The organism is Flintibacter sp. (genome assembly GCF_046973065.1).
Genome location: NZ_JBKVXZ010000019.1, coordinates 32,628 through 53,932, shown reverse-complemented (window position 1 = coordinate 53,932; position 21,305 = coordinate 32,628). Strand labels below are relative to the sequence as shown.

General features: G+C 60.1%; 21 protein-coding genes. 10 read left to right on the top strand and 11 right to left on the bottom strand.

Annotated features, from left to right (window positions below; genetic code table 11):
• The 3 genes from ACLTXB_RS08840 to ACLTXB_RS08830 all read left to right on the top strand — a co-directional run.
• The coding region (locus ACLTXB_RS08840; RefSeq protein WP_428226701.1) for a TrkA C-terminal domain-containing protein at positions 1 to 467 on the top strand (467 nt) is incomplete at its 5' end.
• Positions 457 to 1,893 (top strand): TrkH family potassium uptake protein, encoded by a 1,437-nt coding sequence (locus tag ACLTXB_RS08835; protein WP_428226700.1) that lies wholly within the window; start codon positions 457 to 459, stop codon positions 1,891 to 1,893. The genes ACLTXB_RS08840 and ACLTXB_RS08835, both read left to right, overlap by 11 nt.
• 193 nt (positions 1,894 to 2,086) lie before the next feature.
• On the top strand, positions 2,087 to 4,165 hold the full coding sequence (locus ACLTXB_RS08830; RefSeq protein WP_428226699.1) for a sodium-translocating pyrophosphatase: 2,079 nt from the start codon (positions 2,087 to 2,089) through the stop codon (positions 4,163 to 4,165).
• A gap of 33 nt (positions 4,166 to 4,198) precedes the next feature.
• Here ACLTXB_RS08830 and ACLTXB_RS08825 read toward each other — a convergent pair whose 3' ends face one another.
• Positions 4,199 to 5,674 carry a hypothetical protein gene (locus tag ACLTXB_RS08825; protein ID WP_428226698.1) on the bottom strand — a complete coding sequence of 492 codons (1,476 nt, stop codon included), beginning with the start codon at positions 5,672 to 5,674 and terminating at the stop codon, positions 4,199 to 4,201.
• Positions 5,667 to 6,212, bottom strand: coding sequence for an RNA polymerase sigma factor (locus ACLTXB_RS08820; protein ID WP_428226697.1), 546 nt, complete (start codon positions 6,210 to 6,212; stop codon positions 5,667 to 5,669). Before ACLTXB_RS08820 ends, ACLTXB_RS08825 begins: the two co-directional genes overlap by 8 nt.
• A gap of 212 nt (positions 6,213 to 6,424) precedes the next feature.
• Here ACLTXB_RS08820 and ACLTXB_RS08815 point away from each other — a divergent pair, with 212 nt between their 5' ends.
• On the top strand, positions 6,425 to 7,372 hold the full coding sequence (locus ACLTXB_RS08815) for an L-lactate dehydrogenase (RefSeq protein WP_428226696.1): 948 nt from the start codon (positions 6,425 to 6,427) through the stop codon (positions 7,370 to 7,372).
• 45 nt (positions 7,373 to 7,417) lie between these two features.
• On the opposite strand, the gene ACLTXB_RS08810 is transcribed toward ACLTXB_RS08815, so the two are convergent.
• Positions 7,418 to 8,452, bottom strand: coding sequence for a threonine aldolase family protein (locus ACLTXB_RS08810; RefSeq protein ID WP_428226695.1), 1,035 nt, complete (start codon positions 8,450 to 8,452; stop codon positions 7,418 to 7,420).
• Between the two features lie 266 nt (positions 8,453 to 8,718).
• Between ACLTXB_RS08810 and glsA the strand changes: the two genes are divergently transcribed.
• Positions 8,719 to 9,636 (top strand): glutaminase A, encoded by a 918-nt coding sequence (gene glsA, locus ACLTXB_RS08805; RefSeq protein ID WP_428226694.1) that lies wholly within the window; start codon positions 8,719 to 8,721, stop codon positions 9,634 to 9,636.
• Positions 9,637 to 9,682: 46 nt separating this feature from the next.
• Here the strand turns inward: glsA and pap are convergent, their stop codons facing one another.
• From pap to ACLTXB_RS08765, 8 genes are all read right to left on the bottom strand, one after another.
• Complete coding sequence (gene pap / locus ACLTXB_RS08800) at positions 9,683 to 11,152, bottom strand: polyphosphate:AMP phosphotransferase (protein WP_428226693.1); 1,470 nt, start codon at positions 11,150 to 11,152, stop codon at positions 9,683 to 9,685.
• Between the two features lie 111 nt (positions 11,153 to 11,263).
• Positions 11,264 to 11,962, bottom strand: a complete 699-nt coding sequence (locus ACLTXB_RS08795) for an ABC transporter ATP-binding protein (RefSeq protein WP_428226703.1) — start codon at positions 11,960 to 11,962, stop codon at positions 11,264 to 11,266.
• A 12-nt stretch (positions 11,963 to 11,974) separates the two neighbouring features.
• Entirely contained in the window at positions 11,975 to 12,826 is an 852-nt protein-coding gene (locus ACLTXB_RS08790; RefSeq protein WP_040649730.1) for an ABC transporter ATP-binding protein, read from the bottom strand.
• Positions 12,823 to 13,881: a branched-chain amino acid ABC transporter permease gene (locus ACLTXB_RS08785; RefSeq protein ID WP_428226692.1), complete on the bottom strand. Its 1,059-nt coding sequence runs from the start codon at positions 13,879 to 13,881 to the stop codon at positions 12,823 to 12,825. Before ACLTXB_RS08785 ends, ACLTXB_RS08790 begins: the two co-directional genes overlap by 4 nt.
• Before the next feature lie 10 nt (positions 13,882 to 13,891).
• Positions 13,892 to 14,803, bottom strand: a complete 912-nt coding sequence (locus ACLTXB_RS08780) for a branched-chain amino acid ABC transporter permease (RefSeq protein WP_040649867.1) — start codon at positions 14,801 to 14,803, stop codon at positions 13,892 to 13,894.
• Positions 14,804 to 14,965: 162 nt separating this feature from the next.
• Positions 14,966 to 16,144, bottom strand: a complete 1,179-nt coding sequence (locus tag ACLTXB_RS08775; protein ID WP_428226691.1) for an ABC transporter substrate-binding protein — start codon at positions 16,142 to 16,144, stop codon at positions 14,966 to 14,968.
• Between the two features lie 89 nt (positions 16,145 to 16,233).
• Positions 16,234 to 16,494 (bottom strand): hypothetical protein, encoded by a 261-nt coding sequence (locus ACLTXB_RS08770; RefSeq protein WP_428226690.1) that lies wholly within the window; start codon positions 16,492 to 16,494, stop codon positions 16,234 to 16,236.
• A 149-nt stretch (positions 16,495 to 16,643) separates the two neighbouring features.
• Positions 16,644 to 17,336, bottom strand: coding sequence for a hypothetical protein (locus tag ACLTXB_RS08765; protein ID WP_428226689.1), 693 nt, complete (start codon positions 17,334 to 17,336; stop codon positions 16,644 to 16,646).
• A gap of 177 nt (positions 17,337 to 17,513) precedes the next feature.
• Here ACLTXB_RS08765 and ACLTXB_RS08760 point away from each other — a divergent pair, with 177 nt between their 5' ends.
• The 5 genes from ACLTXB_RS08760 to ACLTXB_RS08740 all read left to right on the top strand — a co-directional run bounded on the left by ACLTXB_RS08760 (position 17,514) and on the right by ACLTXB_RS08740 (position 21,298).
• A complete protein-coding gene (locus ACLTXB_RS08760) occupies positions 17,514 to 18,374 on the top strand; it encodes a class I SAM-dependent methyltransferase (protein WP_428226688.1) in 861 nt (286 codons plus the stop codon).
• A 35-nt stretch (positions 18,375 to 18,409) separates the two neighbouring features.
• On the top strand, positions 18,410 to 19,258 hold the full coding sequence (locus ACLTXB_RS08755) for an energy-coupling factor transporter ATPase (protein WP_428226687.1): 849 nt from the start codon (positions 18,410 to 18,412) through the stop codon (positions 19,256 to 19,258).
• A gap of 37 nt (positions 19,259 to 19,295) precedes the next feature.
• On the top strand, positions 19,296 to 19,553 hold the full coding sequence (locus ACLTXB_RS08750; protein ID WP_428226686.1) for a hypothetical protein: 258 nt from the start codon (positions 19,296 to 19,298) through the stop codon (positions 19,551 to 19,553).
• 71 nt (positions 19,554 to 19,624) lie between these two features.
• Positions 19,625 to 20,488 carry an energy-coupling factor transporter ATPase gene (locus ACLTXB_RS08745; protein ID WP_428226685.1) on the top strand — a complete coding sequence of 288 codons (864 nt, stop codon included), beginning with the start codon at positions 19,625 to 19,627 and terminating at the stop codon, positions 20,486 to 20,488.
• Positions 20,489 to 21,298, top strand: a complete 810-nt coding sequence (locus ACLTXB_RS08740) for an energy-coupling factor transporter transmembrane component T family protein (RefSeq protein ID WP_428226684.1) — start codon at positions 20,489 to 20,491, stop codon at positions 21,296 to 21,298.
• Positions 21,299 to 21,305: the final 7 nt, after the last annotated feature.

Genomic DNA, 21,305 nt, shown 5'->3' with positions numbered 1-21,305 from the left:
CCCTGTACGCCATGCAGCAGGGCATGCACAAGGTGGTCACCAAGTGTAACCGCCAAAACTATACCGGCATTGCCCGGGCCGTGGGTCTGGACAGCGTCATCTCCCCCAAGCTTATCACCGCCGCCCAGATCCTTCAGCTGGTACGCGGCATGCAGAACTCCCAGGGCAGCGTGATGAACACCCTCTACCGCATTGCCGACGGTAAGACTGAGGCCATGGAGTTTACCGTTGGCCCCTCCACCCGTCATCTCAATGTGCCCCTGCGGGATCTGCACCTGCACAAGGGCATCCTCATCGCCGTCATCATGCGGGACGGCGAGATCATCATCCCCGAAGGTTCCTCCTGCATCCAGGAGGGTGATTCGGTCATCATCATCTCCCGTGACCGGCCCATCCAGGATCTCAATGACATCTATGCCGAGGAGGAAGGAAGTTTTCTCCTGACTGGAGGCAAGGATGAACATTAAGCTGGTTTTTAAGCTGCTGGGCCGGATTTTGTCCATGGAGGCCGCCGTGCTAGTGCTGCCCATGGCAGTAGCTCTGCTCTACCACGAAAGCCCCATGCCCTTTGTCTGGAGCATTCTGGTCATTTTGTGCATCAGCCTTCCCCTGTCCTTTCTGCCCGCAGAGCGGCACTTCCACGTGCGGGAGGGCTTTGTGTCGGTGGGACTGCTGTGGCTGCTCACCGGCGTGGTTGGCGGACTTCCCTTCTATTTTTCCGGCTATTTCAACTCCTTTATCGACTGCGTGTTTGAGGCCTCTTCCGGCTTCACCACCACCGGAGCTACCATTCTCACCAACATTGAGGCCCTGCCCTACGGCATCCTCTTCTGGCGCGCCTTCACCCACTGGCTGGGCGGCATGGGCGTGCTGGTGCTGGTCACCGCCATCGTCCCCTCCCTGGGGGTGCGTCCCCACTACCTCACCCAGGCGGAGACCCCCGGTCCGGTCTTTTCCAAGCTGGTGCCCAAGCAGTCTCAGACCTCCAAGATTCTCTATCAGATGTACTTCGCCCTCACGCTGGCAGAGGTCATTTTGCTGAAGATCTGCGGTCTGCCTCTGTATGACGCCCTCATTCACTCCTTCTCCACCGCCGGCACCGGCGGCTTCTCCAACCGCAATCTCAGTGTGGGCGCCTACGGCAATCCCACTGCCGAAATCATCATCGCCATCTTCGCCTTGCTCTTCTCACTGAACTTTGGCCTGTATTTCCTTCTGCTTCAGCGCCGGTTCAAGGAGGCGCTCAAGAGCGATGAGGCCCGGTTCTTCCTGCTGCTGGTGGCGGGCTCTACCGCGCTGATCACCATCAATATCATGCCCATCTATGAGAACGTGTGGGACAGCCTGCGCTACGCCTTCTTCCAGGTGGCGTCCATCATTTCTACCACCGGCTTTGCCACGGCGGACTTTGTGCTCTGGCCCCACTTCTCCCAGATGATTCTGGTAATCCTCATGTTCTGCGGTGCCTGTGCCGGCTCCACCGGCGGCGGCATCAAGTGCTCCCGGGTGGTCATGCTGCTGCGCTCCATCCGCCGGGAGCTGCACCGCATCGCCCATCCCCGCTCGGTGGAAGTGGTGCGTCTGGACGGAAAGCCGGTGGATGAGAGCACTCTGCACTCCGTGCTGGTGTTTATCGGCTTTTACATCATGATTATCCTCACTGCCGCTTTGGTGGTCTCTCTGGATAACGTCCCCTTTGACGTCTCCTTCTCTGCCGCCCTCACCTGCGTGAGCAACGTAGGTCCCGGTTTGGCAACCATCGGCCCCTCCGGCAATTTTGCCGCCTTCTCCCCGCTGAGCAAGGTGGTCCTCTCCCTGTGCATGATCATCGGCCGGTTGGAGATCTTCCCCATCCTGGTTCTGTTCAGCCGCCACACCTGGCGCCGCAATTAGCATTTCGCCTGTTTCTGCCCGCAGTGTTCTGCTGCGGGCATTTTTTATACCTCGAGACTGTGTTTTGCAGAATCCGCCCTTGCATTCTATCCCCGGTATGGTAAAATGATGATAAGGAGCCTGTAATTTTCTATATTTTTTGGTTGTTTCCAACAAGCGCAGGCTTCTATATCCAAAGAAAGGGCGTGTTTTCATGGAGAACCTGTACTGGCTGGGCTTTGCGGGCGCACTGGCTGCCCTCCTTTTTGCTCTGCAGCAAAAGGGGCGGGTCATGTCCTATTCGGAAGGGACCCCCACTATGCAAAAAATTGCCGGGGCTATCCGCTCCGGCGCCAATGCCTACCTCAAGCACCAGTACGCCACGGTGGCCAAGGTCTTTGCTGTGGTCTTTGTTCTGCTTCTGGTCATGGCCTTCGGCACGGGCGGACAGATGCTCTCCCGATTCACTCCCTTTGCCTTTCTGACCGGCGGCATCTGGTCCATGCTGGCCGGTCTGGTGGGCATGAAAATTGCCACCAATGCCAACGCACGCACCGCCCAGGCCGCCAGCGAGAGCCTGAACCGGGGACTGCGGGTGGCCTTCTCCTCGGGCTGTGTCATGGGCTTTACTGTGGTGGGCCTGGGACTGCTGGACATCTCCCTGTGGTTTGTCATCCTGCGCCTGGGGGCCGGGATCGACAACCCGGTGACTCTGGGCAATATCATGGTGATGAACGGCATGGGCGCCTCCTTTATGGCTCTGTTCGCCCGGGTGGGCGGAGGCATCTACACCAAAGCTGCCGACGTAGGCGCTGACCTGGTGGGCAAGGTGGAGGCGGGCATCCCGGAGGACGACCCCCGCAACCCCGCCACCATTGCGGACAACGTGGGCGACAACGTGGGCGACGTGGCCGGCATGGGCGCTGACCTGTACGAGTCCTATGTGGGCTCCATCCTGGCCACTTTCGCTCTGGGCGCCAGCGCCGGCTACGGCTGGAATGGGCTGATTTTGCCCATCCTGCTGGCGGTGTGCGGCATTTTGTGCTCCATCGTGGGCAGCTTCTTTGTCAAGACCGAGGAGAACGCCTCCCAGAAATCCCTGCTGCGCTCCCTGCGCACCGGCACCTATCTGGCCGCTGCTCTCTCCGCCATCGCCGCCGCTCCCCTCACCTATTTCCTGCTGGGCCACTGGGGCGTCTATGTGGCCATTCTGGCCGGACTGGCTGGAGGCTGCGCCATCGGCTACTTTACCGAGTACTACACCTCCGACACCTATAAGCCCACCCAACGGCTGGCTGCCGCCTCCGAGACCGGCGCGGCCACCGTGATCATTGGCGGCATCTCTCTGGGAATGCTGTCCACCATTGCCTCCATCCTGGTGGTGGCTATCGCCATTCTGGTCAGCTTCTACGCCGCCGGGGGAGCCGCCTCCTTTAACCAGGGGCTCTACGGCATCGGCATTGCCGCCGTGGGCATGCTGTCCACCCTGGGCATCACCCTGGCCACCGACGCCTACGGCCCCGTGGCCGACAACGCGGGCGGCATTGCCGAGATGTCCGGCCTGCCCGAGTCGGTTCGGGAGCGCACCGACGCTCTGGACTCCCTGGGCAACACCACCGCCGCCACCGGCAAGGGCTTTGCCATCGGCTCGGCCTCTCTCACCGCCCTGGCCCTGCTGGTGTCCTACGTGAACATCGTGCAGACCAAGACTCCCGAGGTGCTGGACCTCACCCTCACCAACCCTCTGATGCTGGTGGAGCTCTTCATCGGAGCCATGCTCACCTTCGTCTTCTCCGCCCTCACCATGAACGCGGTGCAGACTGCCGCCCAGTCCATTGTGGTGGAGGTACGCCGCCAGTTTAAAGAGATTGCGGGAATCATGGAACACAAGACCGACCCGGACTACGCCTCCTGCGTGGCTCTGTGTACCAAGGGCGCGCTGCGGGAGATGGTGGTCCCCGCCCTGCTGGCCATTGTGGTGCCCATCCTCACCGGCCTTATTCTGGGCCCCATCGGCGTGGTGGGTCTTCTGGGCGGCGTATCGGTGACCGGCTTTGCCATGGCGGTATTCATGTCCAACGCGGGCGGCGCCTGGGACAACGCGAAGAAGTACATCGAGGCGGGCCATCACGGAGGCAAGGGCTCCGACTGCCACAAGGCCGCCGTGGTGGGCGACACGGTGGGCGACCCCTTTAAGGACACCTCCGGTCCCTCCCTGAACATCCTCATCAAGCTGGTGTCCACGGTGTCCATCGTGTTCTCCGGATTGGTGGTGGCCTTTCACATTTTGTAATGTTTCTCCCTGATATCACAAAGAGGACCCGGCTCAGGCCGGGTCCTCTTCTGTTTCCTCACTGATCCAGTTAATGGAGGCCTGGGCTGTCTGGAAACTTCCTGATCTCCAAATTCCAAGCTTTTCATACTCTTCCGCCGTCATCAGGGGGTAGTTCCAAAATCCCACCTGGTGAGTATAATTCATCCAGGACTGCAAAATCTTGTTGTCCTCCCCGGTACTCATGGGATAGGTGAGATAGCCCCGGCAGTTCTCCCCACCCAGCGGGATAGAAAACAGCGCCATGAACAAGTGCTTTTCTGTCGGGCTCCAGAAGATAGAATTTGTAGTGAACACTTCCTCCTCCAGGCGGTAGTAGTCCCCCAGATAGGTCGTTCCATCCTTGTCATAGAGCAGCCGCCCGGTAACGGTTCCCTCCATGTGAACACTCTCTACGCCTGTGTGTGCCGCAGACTTGAGAGCAATGCACTCGGTGGTGCGGTACTTGGGCTGGACCTGCCACTGGAAGTGGTGGATGATCTTCCACTGCCTGCCCGGAAGCTCCACCGCCAGGTTGGTCACCTTCAGCTCTTTTACTACATATTCGCTGTAATAGACCCCCGTGGAGGTGTACATCATCTTCCCATTGTTAAAGGGCGCTTCAGTTACCTCCGCCTCCACTCTCAGGGCCCCCTCCAGGCTGAACAAGTCCTCCGCTGACAGGTCGTCCGCCACCTGCTCCGGCACCCCCAGCTCCACCAGGTGGGAGCGGATCTCCTCCAGGCCCGCCTGCTCCCCCTCCGGCCTTGGCGACCACTCCATGGGATAGCGGCTAAAAAGGAGGGTGGCCGCCGAAATGCACACCAGCAGAGCAGCGAACCAAGTGATCCAGATACTTCGGTCAGACACCCGCACCGGGGCAGGCTGCACCTGATAACCTGCCTCGTCCAGCAGATGGGCAAACTTACTCAGGCTGCGCATGATCAGGATATAGACCACCAGGAGAGCTCCTACAACAATCAGCCCCTGGACATTCAGCAGGGCAAATGCAGCCAACACCAGATAGAACCAGATGAGCGCTCCGGCGGCTCTCGCCTCGGCCGGCTGTCCCGCCCGGCGGCGTACTTCTATGATACCCTGCCACAGGCAGATATACTGGATCAGCGGAAGCATCAGTCCAGAATAGGACAGCCAGCTAAGGGGCTGTTCTGAAACCCAGATGGTGGCATTGAGTATCAAACCAGCAAACTGAAATGCCGCCTGGATCAAACTGATGACCCAGCAGGCAGTAAAGCACCGATTCTCCCGCCGCAATGCCCGAAGCCCCAGCCACAGCAGCACCGTACCCACAGCCAGCATCAGATACTTTACGATCCAAACATTCAAGGTACACGTGGTCAGTCCGATGCCCCAGACAATGCGGTATATTGCCCGCTTCCAGGGCGTGATCGCCTCATCCACCACCGGGGGAGGGGGCAGCTCCCCCGCCTCCTGAGTCAGCAAAACGTCCAGCTTGTCCTCCTCACGCATCAAACTCACCTCCCAGCGCCTTCTGCAGCTTTTTGCGCAGGCGGTACAGCTTGCCCTCCACCGCCCGCTCGCTGGTACCCAGCTCCGCGGCGATCTGCCGGGTGGACTGCAAGTAGTAATATTTCCGGTAAAACAATATCTGCTCCTGGTGGGACAAATTGCGGATCGCCTGCTGAAGCCGCTCCCGCTCCTCGGCTTTCAAAAGCTGCTCCTCCGGGCCGTCCCCGGGGTGGGGCAGCTTCTCATCCCACTCCGCTCGCCCTGCCTCCCGGCGGCGCTGTGCTCTTTTTCGGTTGAGGGCCGCGTTCCGTGCCAGGGTGGTAAGCCAGGTGGTGAAGCTGCCCCGTTTCGCGTCAAACTGTTCCCGTGCCTGCCACACCTGGTGGAGCACGTCGGCCAGGCACTCCTCCCGCTCCTGCTTATCTTCCAGAATGGCAAAAATCACATAGTTCAAAAGCGGTGTATAGGCCGCCGACACCGCATCCAGGGCATCCGGCTCCCCGGCTGCCAGACGGCGTACCGCCTCCTCTCCCTTCATGGCCCTCACCTCCTCCTGTGCGCCTTTATTTTATTATACACGGCCCGCCCGGTTACCCCACGGCGTTTTTCCAAAATATTCGTTTCTCGCCTCCATTTTCTTGGTTCTTTTTCCTCTTGTTATTTTCCTACTAATTTTGTAGGATAATAGTACCGAATGGCACTCCGAAAAACGGGCAACACTACTGCCAACTGGAAAGGAGCGTTTATACTATGATCAACGTACGAAAGGCCGCGGTGATCGGCTGCGGTTTTGTGGGAGCCTCTATCGCTTTCAGTCTGATGCAGAAGGGCATTTTCTCCGAGCTGGTGCTCATCGACGCCAACCGGGAGAAGGCGGAAGGCGAGGCCATGGACCTGAGCCACGGTCTGCCCTACACTGCCTCCATGCGCATCTACGCCGGAGACTACGACGACGTGGCCGACTGCGCCATGGTCATCGTCACCGCCGGAGCCAACCAGAAGCCCGGCGAGACCCGCCTGGACCTGATTGGCAAGAACGTAGCGATTTTGAAAAGCATTATTCCCCAGCTCACCAGCCGGAATTTCAAGGGCATCCTGATGATCGTGTCCAATCCGGTGGATGTGCTCACCTACGCCGCCTGGCGGCTGTCCGGACTGCCTGCCCACCGGGTGATCGGCTCGGGCACTGTGCTGGACACTGCCCGCCTCAAGTATCTGCTCAGCCAGGAGTTGGGGGTAGACAGCCGCAATGTCCACGCCGCCATCATCGGCGAGCACGGGGACAGCGAGCTGGCCGTGTGGAGCAGCGCCAACATTTCCAGCGTGGATCTGGCCCAGTTCTGCACCCTGCGCGGCATCCAGGACCAGGCCGCCCTGCGGGACAAGATCTACCACGAGGTGCGGGACAGCGCCTATGAGATCATCCAGCGCAAGGGTGCCACCTACTACGGCATCGCCATGGCGGTCTCCCGCATCGCCGAGTGTGTGATGAAGGACGAGCACGCCATGCTCCCTGTGTCGGTGCTGCTGGAGGGCCAGTACGGCCTGGACGGCCTGTGCCTGAGCGTTCCCTCCATCGTGGGAGAGAACGGCGTGGAAACCGTGCTGGAGATTCCTCTGGACGAGAAGGAGCACCAGGCCCTTCTGTCCTCCGCCCAGCAGCTCAAAGAGGTCATCGCCACCTTGGACCTGCCCTAATTTTCATCAAAAAGCCGGAGAGCGACGTGCTCTCCGGCTTTTTGATTATAGATTCTGGATGTCCGCCACCAGCGCATCCACATCCTCCTCCCGGGTGGCCCAGCTGGTGCAGAAACGCACCGCTGCCCGGTCCTCGTCCACGCTCTGCCAGAAAGAGAAGGCGTACTTCTCCCCCAGCTTATCCCGCTGGGCCTGGGTCAGGACGGGGAACTGCTGGTTGGTGGGAGATTTATGGAGCATGGAGATGCCCTTTGCCCCAAACGCTGCCGCCAGCTTCTGGGCCAGAGCCACGGTGCGGCGGCCCAACTGTTCATAGAGGCCGTCCTGGAACAGGACCTCAAACTGGATTCCCAGCAGCCGGCCCTTGGCCAGCATACCGCCCATGCGCTTGATCATATAGCGGAAATCTTTCTGAATGGCCGGGTCGGGGATGACCACCGCCTCTCCGAACAAGGCGCCCACCTTGGTGCCGCCGATATAAAACACATTGGCCAGCCGGGCCAAATCGGCCAGGGTCACGTCGTTCTCCGCTGCACCCAGGCCATAGCCGCACCGGGCCCCGTCGATGTACAGGGGCAGGTGGTACTCATCGCAGGCCGCACGGATGTCCTCCAGTTCGGAGCGGGTATAGAGGGTACCCTCCTCGGTGGGCTGGGAGAGATAGACCAGACCGGGCTGGACGATATGCTCATGGGTGGCGTCCTCCCAGTGGTCCCGGCAGGCGCGGCGGATTTCCTGAGCGGTGATTTTCCCCTCCTTGGCAGGCAGAGGCAACACCTTGTGGCCGCTTGCCTCAATGGCTCCCGTCTCGTGGACGTTGATATGTCCCGTCTGGGCGCACAGGGCGCCCTGGTAGGGCCGCAGGATGGCGGCAATCACGGTGGCGTTGGCCTGGGTACCGCCCACCAAAAATTCCACCGCCGCATCCGGGGCCTGGCAGGCCTGGCGGATAAGTTCCCGGGCGTGATCGCAGTGGGGGTCCAGGCCGTAGCCCGCCGTCTGCTCCAGATTGGTCTGGGTCAGGGCCTCCAGAATTTTGGGGTGAGCCCCCTCCCCGTAGTCACATTCAAAGCGTATCATGTTCTTGCTCCCTTCCCGCCCTTTGGAAAGGGCGCTTGTTTTTTCTTATCATACCGCGCCCGCCACAACGGCGCAAGAATCCGCCCCTCATTTTTTGTGATTTTGCATATTTTCTTTGTTCCCTCTTCCTTTTTTGTGGACAATCTGCTACAATAAGGTCAGCAAATTGTATGACAAAAGACACGGGTCCGGACTCTCTGCCCTTCTGTGCGGAGGCCCGGCCTTTCTGCGCCTGAGGCAGAGATACCATCAGAGGAGGAATTACCATGGACGAACTTCTGGAGCAGCTGATCGAGGAGAATCGCCATTATACCAAGGAAGGGCGCTTGGCCAATTACATCCCTGAGCTTGCCAAGGCCAACCAGGATGACCTGGGCATCTACGTAGTCTCCAGCGACGGCAAGACCAGCTTCGCCGGGGACTTTCAGAAGCGGTTTACCATCCAGAGCATTGTAAAGCCGCTCTTTTTACTCCTGGCTCTGATGGACTACGGGGAGGAGATGGTCCGCGCCCACGTGGGTGTGGAGGCCACGGGAAAGCCTTTTGACGCCATCAACTACACCGACCAGGCCCTGCTCAGCGAGCATCTTAACCCCATGGTCAATATGGGCGCCATTCTGCTGTGCACCCTTATCAAGGGTGAGACCTATGAAACGCGCTTTCAGCGTCTGCTGGAACTGACCCGGAAGGTAGCGGGCAACCCGGACATCGACATCAGCCAGGCCGTCTATGAGTCGGAGAAGCGTACCGGCAGCCGCAACCGTGCCCTGGCCTTCCTGCTCAAGAGCCATGGCCTTATCCAGGATGACGTGGAGGAGGTGCTGGACTGCTACTTCAAGGCCTGCTCCATCCTGGTAAACTGCAAGGACCTTGCCAACATCGCCTTCGTCTTTGCCAACCGGGGCCGCCGCCCGGTGTCGGAGGAGCGTGTGTTCTCCAGCCGCTACGCCCACTATGTCAATGCCATCCTCATGACCTGCGGCATGTACAACGGCGCGGGCGACTTTGCCATCAAGGTGGGACTGCCCGCCAAGAGCGGTGTTGGCGGCGGCATTATGGCCGTCTCCCCCACCCGTATGGGTATCGGCATCTACTCCCCCGGCCTGGATGACAAGGGCAACAGCCTGGCTGGAATCCACGTACTGGAGGACCTGAGCCGCAAGCTCTACCTCAGCGTATTTTAACCGCAAAAAATTGCCGCCCATATGGGCGGCAATTTTTTATGCCTCTCTAGTCCAGGGCCTGCTCCAGAGCGTGGATGACGATTTTCATCGCTTTGATGCGGGCGTAGCGCTTGTCCACCGACTCCAGGATATGCCAGGGGGCATTCTCCGTGTTGGTGCGGGCAAGCATCTCGTTGACCGCCACCTGATAGGCATCCCACTTCTCCCGGTTGCGCCAGTCCTCATCGGTGATCTTCCAGCGCTTCTCCGGGGTGTTCTCCCGGGCCTGGAAGCGCTGGAGCTGGGTGTCCTTGTCGATCTGCACCCAGAACTTCAGCACCACCGCGCCTGCGTCGGTGAGCTCCCGCTCAAACTCATTGATCTCATCATAGGCCCGCTGCCAGTCCTCAATCGTACAAAAACCCTCCAGACGCTCCACCATCACTCGGCCGTACCAGCTGCGGTCAAAGATGGCGATGTGGCCCGTCTTGGGCAGCTTGCGCCAGAAGCGCCAGAGATAATGGCGGTGCTTTTCATCCGGGGTTGGGCTGGCGATGGGCACCACTTCATAGCCCCGGGGGTCCAGGGCGGAGGCCAAGCGCTTGATGTTGCCCCCCTTTCCGGCGGCGTCCCATCCCTCGTAGGCGATGACCACGGGAATCTTCTTGCGGTAGAGCTGGTTGTGCAGGTCCTCCAGCTTCTCCCGGCATGCCTCCAGCTCCCGCTGGTACTTCTCCTTATCCAGCGACTTGTCCAGCTTCACCTTCTCCAGGGACTGGATGTCCACCAGAGGCCAGCGGTGCACCGGCGGCTCCGCTGTGGGCGGACAGCGCAGGGCGGCGGTAATCTGCTGGTACAGCCAGTCGGCCGCCGCCAGCTGGGCCCAGGGACCGGAGGTGGCGTCGATCACCTTCCAGGGAGCCCAGTCGGTGTGGGTGGCCTGCATGAAGTCGTCAAAGGCCTCCTGGGTGCGGCGGTAGTTCTTGTTCTGCCGCCAGTCGTTCTCCCCCGCCCGCCAGGCGGTGTCCTTGTGCTTTTCCAGCTTCTCCAGGCGCTTGCGCTGGGTGTCCTGCTCGATGTGCAGAAACAGCTTCACCAGCAGGTAGCCTCCTGCCGCCAGCTGCCGTTCAAAGAGGTTCACACTCTCCAGCCGCCGCTGGTACTCCCCGTCGGACAGGTCGCCCCGCAGCCGCTCCCGCACCGTCTCGTCCATCCACCCGGAGTCCAGTAATAAAATTTTCCCCTGCTCCGGAATAGCCTCAAAGTGGCGCTTGAGGAAGGGCCAGCGCCGCTCCTCCTGGGTGGGCATGGTCACGCTGCGCACCAGAAACCCCCGAGGGTCCAGCTCCCGGATGAGGGAGCGGATCATGCTGCCCTTGCCGGAGGCCCCCCAGCCCTCGATGAGCACGATCACCGGCAGGCCCGCCCCCTTGATGGGCTGCTGCAAACCGGCCAGATCCAGCCGCCGGGCCTTCAGACGGACTTTGCACTCCGCCTCGTCCAACTTTTTCCAGTCAAATTTCCACTCCTCAAGCATAAAAAGCGCCCCCTTTTGTTTTTTCTTTAGTGTATACGCACAGGCTGAAAATTACAATGAAAAAACGCGTCAAAAAGAGGTGATTTTCCTCTTTTTGACGCGCAGCTGGGCTTAGCCGCCCAGATAGGCTTTTTTGATCTCGGGGCTGCGGATGAGCTCCTCGCCGGTACCGGTGGTGACGATCTTTCCCGTCTCCAGTACATAGCCGCGGTGAGCCACGGACAGAGCCATCTGGGCGTTCTGCTCCACCAGCAGAATGGTGGAGCCCTGCTTATTCAGGTTCTTGATGATCTCAAAGATCTGCTCCACCAGCAGGGGGGCAAGGCCCATGGAGGGCTCGTCCAGCATCAGCAGCTTGGGGTGGGACATCATAGCCCGGCCCATGGCCAGCATCTGCTGCTCGCCGCCGGACAGGGTGCCCGCCACCTGGTTGCGCCGCTCCTTCAGCCGGGGGAACAGCTCAAAGACCATCTCCAGATCCTTGGGCACTCCGGCCTGAGGCTGGTAGGCTCCCATCTCCAGGTTCTCCTGCACCGACATCTGCAAAAAGACCCGCCGTCCCTCGGGAACCTGAGCCAGGCCCCGGGAGACCAGCTTGTCCGCCCGGATGTTGGTGATGTTCTGGCCCTGGAAGGTAATGCTTCCGGTGCGGGTATGCAGCAGGCCGGAAATGGTCTGCAAGGTGGTGGTCTTGCCCGCGCCGTTGGCGCCGATCAGGGTGACGATCTCCCCCTGATTTACCTCAAAGGAGATGTCCTTGATGGCGTGGATGGCGCCGTAGTAGACGTTGATCCCCTCAACTTTCAAAATGGTCTCCATGGATCACGCCTCCTTCTGCTTGCCCAGGTAGGCCTCAATGACCACCGGGTCGTTCTTGATCTCGTCAGGGGTGCCCTTGGCGATGATCTGGCCGAAGTTGAGTACCGCGATACCCTCACAGATGCCCATGACCAGGTTCATATCGTGCTCGATGAGCAGGATGGCGATGCCGAAGGTGTCCCGGATCTTGACGATGTTCTCCATCAGCTCCGCCGTCTCAGAGGGGTTCATGCCGGCCGCCGGCTCGTCCAGCAGCAGCAGGCTGGGGTTGGTGGCCAGGGCGCGGACGATCTCCAGGCGGCGCTGGGCGCCGTAGGGCAGGGAGCCCGCCTTGTACTTGGCCAGATAGCCCATATCAAAGATGGACAGCAGCTCCATGGCCCGGTCGTGGGCCACCTTCTCCTCTTTCCAGTAGTTGGGCAGACGGAAGATGCCGCTCCACATCCCGTAGTTGATGTGGTTATGAAGGCCCAGCTTTACGTTGTCCTCCACGGTGAGGTTGTCAAACAGGCGGATATTCTGGAAGGTACGGGCGATGCCCGCCTTGTTCACCTGGACGGTATTCATGTTGTGGGTGTCCACACCGTCCACCAGGATGGTGCCACGGGTGGGCTGGTACACCTTGGTGAGCAGGTTGAAGACGGTTGTCTTGCCCGCGCCGTTGGGGCCGATGAGGCCGGCAATCTCGGTGCGGCCGATGGCCATGTTGAAGTCCTTTACCGCGGCCAAACCGCCAAAGTCGATGCCCAGGTGGCGGCACTCCAGAATGGGGCTTTTATCAATATCACGCTCGGGAATCTTGTTGGTGCTGGGCACCTCTACAAGCTTCACCGGCTCTTTGGGAATTCGGCTCATTGTGCCCCTCCTTTCTTCTCCGCCGCGCGGCTGCGCAGCCGGGCAAAGAAGCCCTGAATACTGGGGTTATTGGTGGCCAGCATGACCAGAATGAGGACGATGGCGTACACCAGCATGCGGTAGTCAGCAAACTGGCGCAGGGCCTCGGGCAGGATGGTCAGCGCGGCGGCAGCGATCACCGAGCCCCACATATTGCCCAGACCACCCAGAACCACGAACACCAGGATCAGGATGGAGGTGTTGAAGTCAAACTTGGTGGCGGTGAAGGTAACCTGGCTGCATCCATACAGAGTACCGGCGGCACCGGCCAGAGCAGCAGAGGTAACAAAGGCAATCATCTTGTACTTGGTCACGCTGATGCCCACGCTCTCGGCAGCGATGCGGTTGTCCCGGGCGGCCATGATGGCCCGGCCGGTGCGGCTGTTGACCAGATTGAAAATAATGATCAGGGTGATCATCACCAGGATAAAACCAGCAATAAAGGAGGAAATCCGGGCGGTGTTCATCACGCCCATGGGACCCTTAATGAGCTGGATGCCGCCCTCGCCCAGGGTGTTCTTATCGCTGAGGAAGCTGAACTGGAAGCCGTCCTTATCCACACCCAGATAGACGTTGGTCAGCAGGCTCTTGATGATCTCGCCGAAGGCCAGGGTAACAATAGCCAGATAGTCGCCGTTGAGGCGCAGCACGGGGATACCGATAAGGAAGCCGAAGAAACCGGCCAGGGCGGCGCCCACCAGCATGGCCACGGCCAGGCGCAGGGGAGTAAAGGGAATCACACCTGCCAGAGCGCTGGCAGCGGAGCAGCCCATAAAGGCACCGATGCTCATAAATCCGGCGTGGCCCAGGCTCAGCTCGCCGGACACGCCAACCACCAGGTTCAGGGCCAGAGCCATGGTGACGTAGGCACAGATGGGGATCAGCTGTCCCTCCAGCACAGAGCCGATGCCAACGGTACCCCGCAGCACCTGGATGATCAGGAAGGCCACAATGACCAGAGCATAGGTAAACAGGCTGGACCGGGTGGTCTTGTTCATATTCGCAAGTCGAATCATTCCTACCACCTCACACTTTCTCGCGCACGGTCTTGCCCAGCAGACCAGCGGGCTTGACCAGCAGCACCACGATCAGCACACCGAACACCACGGCGGTGGACAGCTGGGTGGAGATATAGGCGCTGGCAAAGATCTCGATGATGCCCAGCAGCAGACCGCCCAGCAGAGCGCCGGGGATGGAGCCGATGCCGCCGAAGACGGCCGCGGTGAAGGCCTTGATACCAGGCATGGAACCGGTGGTGGGGGTCAGGGTGGGATAGGCGGAGCACAGCAGCACGCCGGCAATGGCCGCCAGAGCGGAACCAATGGCAAAGGTCATGGAGATGGTGCGGTTGACGTTGATGCCCATGAGCTGAGCCGCGCCCTTGTCCTCAGACACGGCGCGCATGGCCTTGCCCATCTTGGTCTTGCCGGTGAACAGGGTCAGGCACACCATGATCACGATACAGGCCACAATGGTCACCAAAGTCACGTAGGAGATGTTCAGCGGGCCTACCTGGAGCTGTCCGCTGCCTACAATGGGGGAGAAGATCTTGGGGCTGGAGGACCAAAGCAGCAGGGCGGCGTTCTGCAAAAAGTAGCTCACGCCGATGGCGGTAATCAGCACGGCCAGGGAGGGCGCCTGACGCAGGGGCTTGTAGGCCAGCCCCTCAATGACCACGCCCAGGGCGGTACACACTACCATGGACAGCACCACGCCAGCCAGGGCGGGAACCACCATGGCAGCCACGCTGCCCTCCTCAAACATGGGGCTCATGCCCGTCACCGTAAAGAAGCAGGCGTAGGCGCCTACCATGATCACGTCTCCGTGGGCAAAGTTGAGCATTTTTGCAATGCCATACACCATGGTGTAGCCCAGGGCGATGATGGCATAGATGCTGCCCAGACTCAGCCCTCGGATCAGATAATCCAACAGGGTCAAGAAATCCATAATTCACTCACCTTTTCTCTCTTTTTGGGCGCATGGGAAAATTGCCGGGCCCTTCCGGCCCCTTTCCCATGCGTCCCCTTCTCACTTCAGAAATGGGTATCCCAGGGGGCTGCCGCGCAGCCCCCTGGGGATCGCTTTACGTTTTGACTGGGCTTAGTCCATGCCGACGTAAGCGCCGTCCCTGATGACCATGCCCTTGGGGCTCTTGGACACCGCACCAGTGGAATCCCAGGTGATGCCCGCGCCGTCGCCGGTCAGGCCGGTGAAGGTGATGGTGGGGAAGGTCTCCTTCAGCTTGGCATTGATATCAGCCGCGCTCATATCGGGGGTGCAGCCAGCAGTCTCCAGAGCCTGCTTGTAGGCGTAGACGCAGTCGTAGGCGTCAGCGGCAAACTGGATGGGAGTCTCGTTGTACTTCTCCTGATAAGCCTTGACAAAGTGCTGGGTGGCCTCATCCTCGTCATCGGCGTTGAAGGGGGTCAGCAGCATGACGCCCTCGGCCAGGGAGGTATCAAAATTCGCCTGGGTCAGGATACCGTCCATGCCGTCCACGCCGAAGAACTTGGGGGCATAGCCCATGGCGTTGGCCTGGGTCAGGATCAGGGAAGCAGCATCATAGTAGATGGGCAGGAACAGCAGGTCGGCCCCGGCCTGCTTGGCCTGGGTCAGCTGCACGGTAAAATCGTTCTTGCTGTCCGCGGTGAAGGTCGCATTGCCCACTACGTTCAGGCCAAGAGTCTCAGCCTCAGCCACAAACTTATCCTTGATGCCGGTGGAGTAGTTGTCGTCGCTCTTCCAGATGATAAAGACCTTCTCGCCCAGCTTCTGCTCGGAGATGTATTTGGCGGAAGCGGTGCCCTGGTTGGGGTCGGAGAAGCACATCTGATAGACGTTATCCTTGCCGGAGATGACGTCGGGGGAGGAGGCGGAGGGGGTCAGAGCAAAGATGCTGTCGGCAAAGTTGTAGCTGGAGGTAGCGATACAGGGCTGGGTGGTAACGGAGCCCAGGGAGATCTGCATGCCCCACTCCTTCAGTGCGTTGTAGGCGTTGACAGCCTTCTCAGGGTCGTTGACGTCGTCCTCGTACTTCAGCTCGAACTGGATAGCGCCGCCCTCGGCGTTGATCTCATCCACAGCGATCTGAGCGCCGCGCTGGGCAGCCAGGCCGTAGATGGAGGCGTCGCCGGTCAGGGGGCCGGTGCCGCCCAGCTTGAACGCGGCGCTGCCGGAGCCGTCAGCGCTGGTATTGGAGCCGGAACTGGAACCGCCGCCGCAGGCAGCCAGAGACAGCGTCATCGCTGCCGCCATGGTGAAGGCAAGAAACTTTTTCATAACAATCTCTCCTTACAGTTGGATTTCATATTGCGTATGATATATAAAAAGCGGCTTCGTTCCTGGGAACGCAGCCGCTTTTTAACCCGTTACACCCCACCTGATGGTGGAGAAAGCTGCGTTCGCTGAACCATCACGCCCAGAATGACCAATACCGCCAGCAGGGCGGCCAGAATAATTCGAGTGCTGAGCAGTACGGTTACACCCAGCAAAATAGCAAAAATGGACACCAGCAGAATGGTGTCCATCATGGCGTGATTCAGGAAAAAGCGCGCAAAGGAACCAGCCTCACGCTGGGGAGCAGCGTGGGACATGCACTGATATCGAGCTGCATAGCACTGCATCATCATGATCACGCACTCCTTTCCTTTCGCACTTCATCCGGATAAATCATTTTCCTTATTTTATGACAGCCCCGCACGTTCGTCAATGGGGCTTTCGTACAGAAACAGCACAGGTATCACTGTATATCCTGTCTCTTATGCACAACTTTCGACTCTTAAGCTTCTTCCAGGGGCACCGGGGCGGGTACCTTCTCCGGGTCGCTGTCCAAATACTCCTGGGATACGGCTTCCAGAGCCACCTCCTGCTCCCCGAGCATCTGGTTAAGCTGGTCCAAGCACCGGCCCGCTTTGCTCAGCTCATCGGCGGCGTGGGAGACGGTGGATTCCACCTGGCTGCGCAGCTGCTCATACTCCTGCTGCACCTGGCGCAGCCACTGCTCCATCTGCCGGCGGACCTGGCGGGCCTGCTGATCGGCCTGCTCCTGCACCGCGTGAGCCCGGCAGTGGGCCTGCAGCTCCATGCCCGCGGTGCGGTCCTTCACCGCCGCATAGGCGGCGGCATCGGGCTCCAGTGCAGCCACCCGGGCACGCAGACGGTCCCGTTCCTGGCGCAGCTGGGTCAGCTCCTCACTCTGGGCCTTTTCCCGCTGCCGGATGTCCTGAAGCACCCCCTTGGTCTGCTCCAGCTCCCGGGACATGCTTTCCCGCTCCCGGCTGAAGATGGCCTCCCGCTCCTCCAGCTCGCCGGAGCGGCGGCGCAGCTGCTCCAGTTCCTGCTTCTGCTGTTCCAGCTGCTTTTCCAGCTCCTGCTGCTTCTGCGCATTCTCCGCGGCGGTCTTTTCCAAATAATCCAGCACGTCCTGGCGGTTAAATCCGCCTACGGCGGCACTTCGGAAGGGATGATCCATGGGGCACCTCGTCTCTGCCCCAAAATCCGGGGCGTTTTGTCAGTTTCCGTGTTATTCTACCACACTTCCAAAAGAATTACAATTCTTTCTGTCCTTTTGCCCGTTGCTTTTCATTGACGGCCCAAATTCGGGATGGTATACTATATTAGTTTTAAATGAAACGAGAGGGGTAACTTTATGTGGGTTTCCGACCAATGGAAGGACTATGAGCTCATTGACTGCGGGCGCGGCGAAAAGCTGGAGCGCTGGGGGGAGCAGCTGCTGGTGCGGCCCGATCCTCAGGCCATCTGGAACACGCCCCGCACCCACCGCGGCTGGAAGGTGAATGCCGGGCGGTATGCCCGCTCCTCCACCGGAGGCGGCCAGTGGCAGAACAAGTCCATGCCCCAGCGCTGGACCGTGTCCTACCGGGACCTTACCTTTAATATTAAGCCCATGAACTTCAAGCACACTGGCCTGTTTCCGGAGCAGGCGGCCAACTGGGACTGGGCCCGGGAGCAAATTCAGAAAGCGGGCCGTCCCATCAGCGTGCTGAACCTGTTTGCTTACACCGGCGGAGCCACCGTGGCCTGCGCGGCGGCGGGCGCCAAGGTGTGCCACGTGGACGCGGCCAAGGGCATGGTCCAGTGGGCCCGGGAAAACGCCAAGAGCTCCGGGCTGGAGGACGCCCCCATCCGCTGGATCGTGGACGACTGCGGCAAGTTTGTAGAGCGGGAGATCCGTCGGGGCCGGAAGTATGACGCCATCATCATGGACCCCCCCTCTTACGGCCGGGGTCCCACCGGCGAGGTGTGGAAGCTGGAGGAGAACCTCTACCCCTTTGTGGAGCTGGTGAGCGGGGTACTCTCCGATGATCCCCTGTTCATTATCCTCAATTCCTACACCACCGGCCTGGCTCCCAGCGTGGTCACCTACATTCTGGAGACCGTGGTCTCCAAAAAATTCGGCGGCCACACCGTCAGCGACGAGCTGGGCCTGCCTGTCACCCAGACGGGCCTGGTGCTGCCCTGCGGCGCCACCGGCCGCTGGAGCAAGTAAGATTCCATCCTTGATCTCACAAGTGAGGTATTGCTATGAGCGAACCCATCATTTCCGCCCAGGATGTGCGCTTCTCCTACGTCACCGCTGAAGGAGTGGCCCCCATTGTGCTGGGCGGCGTCAGTCTGGATATTGAGAAAGGCTCCTTTGTGGCCGTTCTGGGCCACAATGGCAGCGGAAAGTCCACCCTGGCCAAGCATATGAACGCCATCCTGCTGCCCACCGGGGGCAAGGTGTACGTCAGCGGCATGGACACCAGCGAGGACCAGCTGCTGCTGGATATCCGGCGCACCGTGGGCATGGTATTCCAGAACCCGGACAACCAGATCGTAGCCAACGTGGTGGAGGAGGATGTGGCCTTTGCCCCGGAAAATTTAGGCGTTCCCTCCGACGAGATCCGCCGCCGGGTGGATGACGCCCTGAAGGCCGTAGGTATGTATGAATACCGGGAGCACGCCCCCCACCTTCTCTCCGGCGGCCAGAAGCAGCGCATTGCCATCGCGGGCGTCATCGCCATGCAGCCCCGGTGCATCGTGCTGGATGAGCCCACCGCCATGCTGGACCCCATCGGCCGTGCCGACGTGCTGCGCACCATCAAGACCCTGAACCGGGAGCGCGGTGTCACGGTGGTCCTTATCACCCACCACATGGACGAGGCCGCCCAGGCCGACCGCCTGGTGGTCATGGCCAAGGGCAAGGTCATTGCCGACGGCACCCCCAAGGAGGTCTTTCAGGACGTGGAGGGACTCAAGGCAGTAGGCCTCACCGTCCCCGACACCACGGAGCTTCTCTGGCAGCTGCGCCAGGATGGGCTGGACCTGCCTCTGGACGCTCTGAGCGATGAGGAGTGTGCCCAGGCTCTCTATCAGCTGCTGAAAACTTAACAAGAGAAAACCAGACTCACAGAAGGGAGACTTCGCTATGAGCAATTCAGAAGGAAGCGCCCGGGTCTTTGCGGGCATCGCCACGTTTTTCGTCGTTTTCTTTCTTCCCAAACTAATCGTGCCCATTTTTGAAGAAAGCTCTCTCACCGTACTGTGGGGTCTGGTTGCTCTGGCCGCCGCATGGGTGGCCGTGTGTCTGGTCTCCCTGAAACAGCGGGTCAAACGGCTGGAGATGCAGACCTATTATCTCCAAACCCAGTTGGAAAAACTGGACAAACACTCTGACGAACCGTAAGTACCGCGTTTTCTCTTTCGGGCGTGATCCCAGCGGGACATGCACCACTCTGCCATAAGGATGGTACCACAATGGAAGCGATCATCGAAACAAAACATCTCACCCACACCTACTCGGCGGGCACTCCCTTTGAGCGCTCCGCCCTGCTGGATGTGGACTTTTCCACCTATAAGGGGGAGTACCTGGGCATCATCGGCCACACCGGCTCGGGAAAATCCACCCTCATTCAGCACCTCAACGGCCTGCTGAAACCCACCTCCGGCCAGGTGCTCTTTCAGGGGGAGGACATCTGGTCCGATCCCAAGCGCACCCGGATGACCCGGTTTCAGGTAGGTCTGGTGTTCCAGTATCCGGAGTATCAGCTGTTTGAGGAGACGGTATATAAAGACATCGCCTTTGGCCCCACAAACATGGGCCTGGACGAGAAGGAGATCGACCGGCGGGTGCGCTCGGCGGCCTACTTTGTTGGCCTGCGGGACGACCAGCTGGACAAGTCCCCCTTTGAGCTCTCCGGCGGCCAGAAGCGCCGGGTGGCCATTGCGGGCGTCATCGCCATGGAGCCCAAGGTGCTCATTCTGGACGAGCCCACCGCCGGACTGGACCCGGTGGGCGTGGAGTCCATTCTGGGCAACATCCGGGACTACCACAAGGCTCAGAACGCCACCATTATCCTGGTGTCCCACTCCATGGAGGAGGTGGCCCGGTCGGTGGACCGCCTGGTGGTGGTCAACGACGGAAAGATCCCCTTCCAGGGTGCACCCCGGGAGGTCTTTGCCCACGGAGATGAGCTGGAGGCCATGGGTCTGGGCGTGCCTCAGATGACCCGGGTGTTCCACCGCCTGCGCCAGATGGGCGTGGACATCGACCCGTCGGTGTACACCATTGACCAGGCCAGACAGGCCATTCTGGCCAAGCTGGGAAAGGCGGTGAAGTAAATGGCACTGAAAGACATTACCCTGGGCCAGTACTTCCCCGGCCACTCCTTTGTCCACAAGCTGGACCCCCGCACCAAGCTGCTGGCGGTGGTGCTGTATATCGTGGCCCTGTTCCTGGCCAAGAGCTTTCTTACCTACGGCATCATGTTCCTGCTGCTGGCGGTGTCCATCGCCATCTCCAAGGTGCCTCTGAAATTCATTGTCCGCGGACTGAAGCCTGTGGTGTTCATTGTGGTGTTTACCGCAATTTTGAACCTGTTTTATACACCCGGTGATCACGTGCTGGCCAAAGTTTGGATTTTGACCATCACGCTGGAGGGTGTGTTCAACGCATTTTTCATGGTGGTGCGTATTCTGATGCTCATTGCGGGCACTTTCCTGCTCACCTACACCACCTCCCCCATTCTTCTTACCGACGCCCTGGAATCTCTGCTGGGACCGCTGAAGAAGATCAAGGTGCCGGTGCATGAGCTGGCCATGATCATGTCCATTGCCCTGCGCTTTATCCCCACCCTCATTGAGGAGACCGACAAGATCATGTCCGCCCAGCGTGCCAGGGGTGCCGACTTTGAAAGCGGCAATCTCATCCAGCGGGCCAAGGCTCTCATTCCCCTGCTGGTGCCTCTGTTTATTTCCGCCTTCCGCCGTGCCGACGAGCTGGCGGTGGCCATGGAGTGCCGCTGCTACCACGGCGGCGAGGGCCGTACCCGTCTGCGTCAGCTCCACTACGTGGGCCGGGACTATTTTGTGCTGGCGCTGTTTGTGGTGCTCACCGTGCTGGTGGGCGTGCTGGGTCGTATGGGCCTTTAAAATCTCA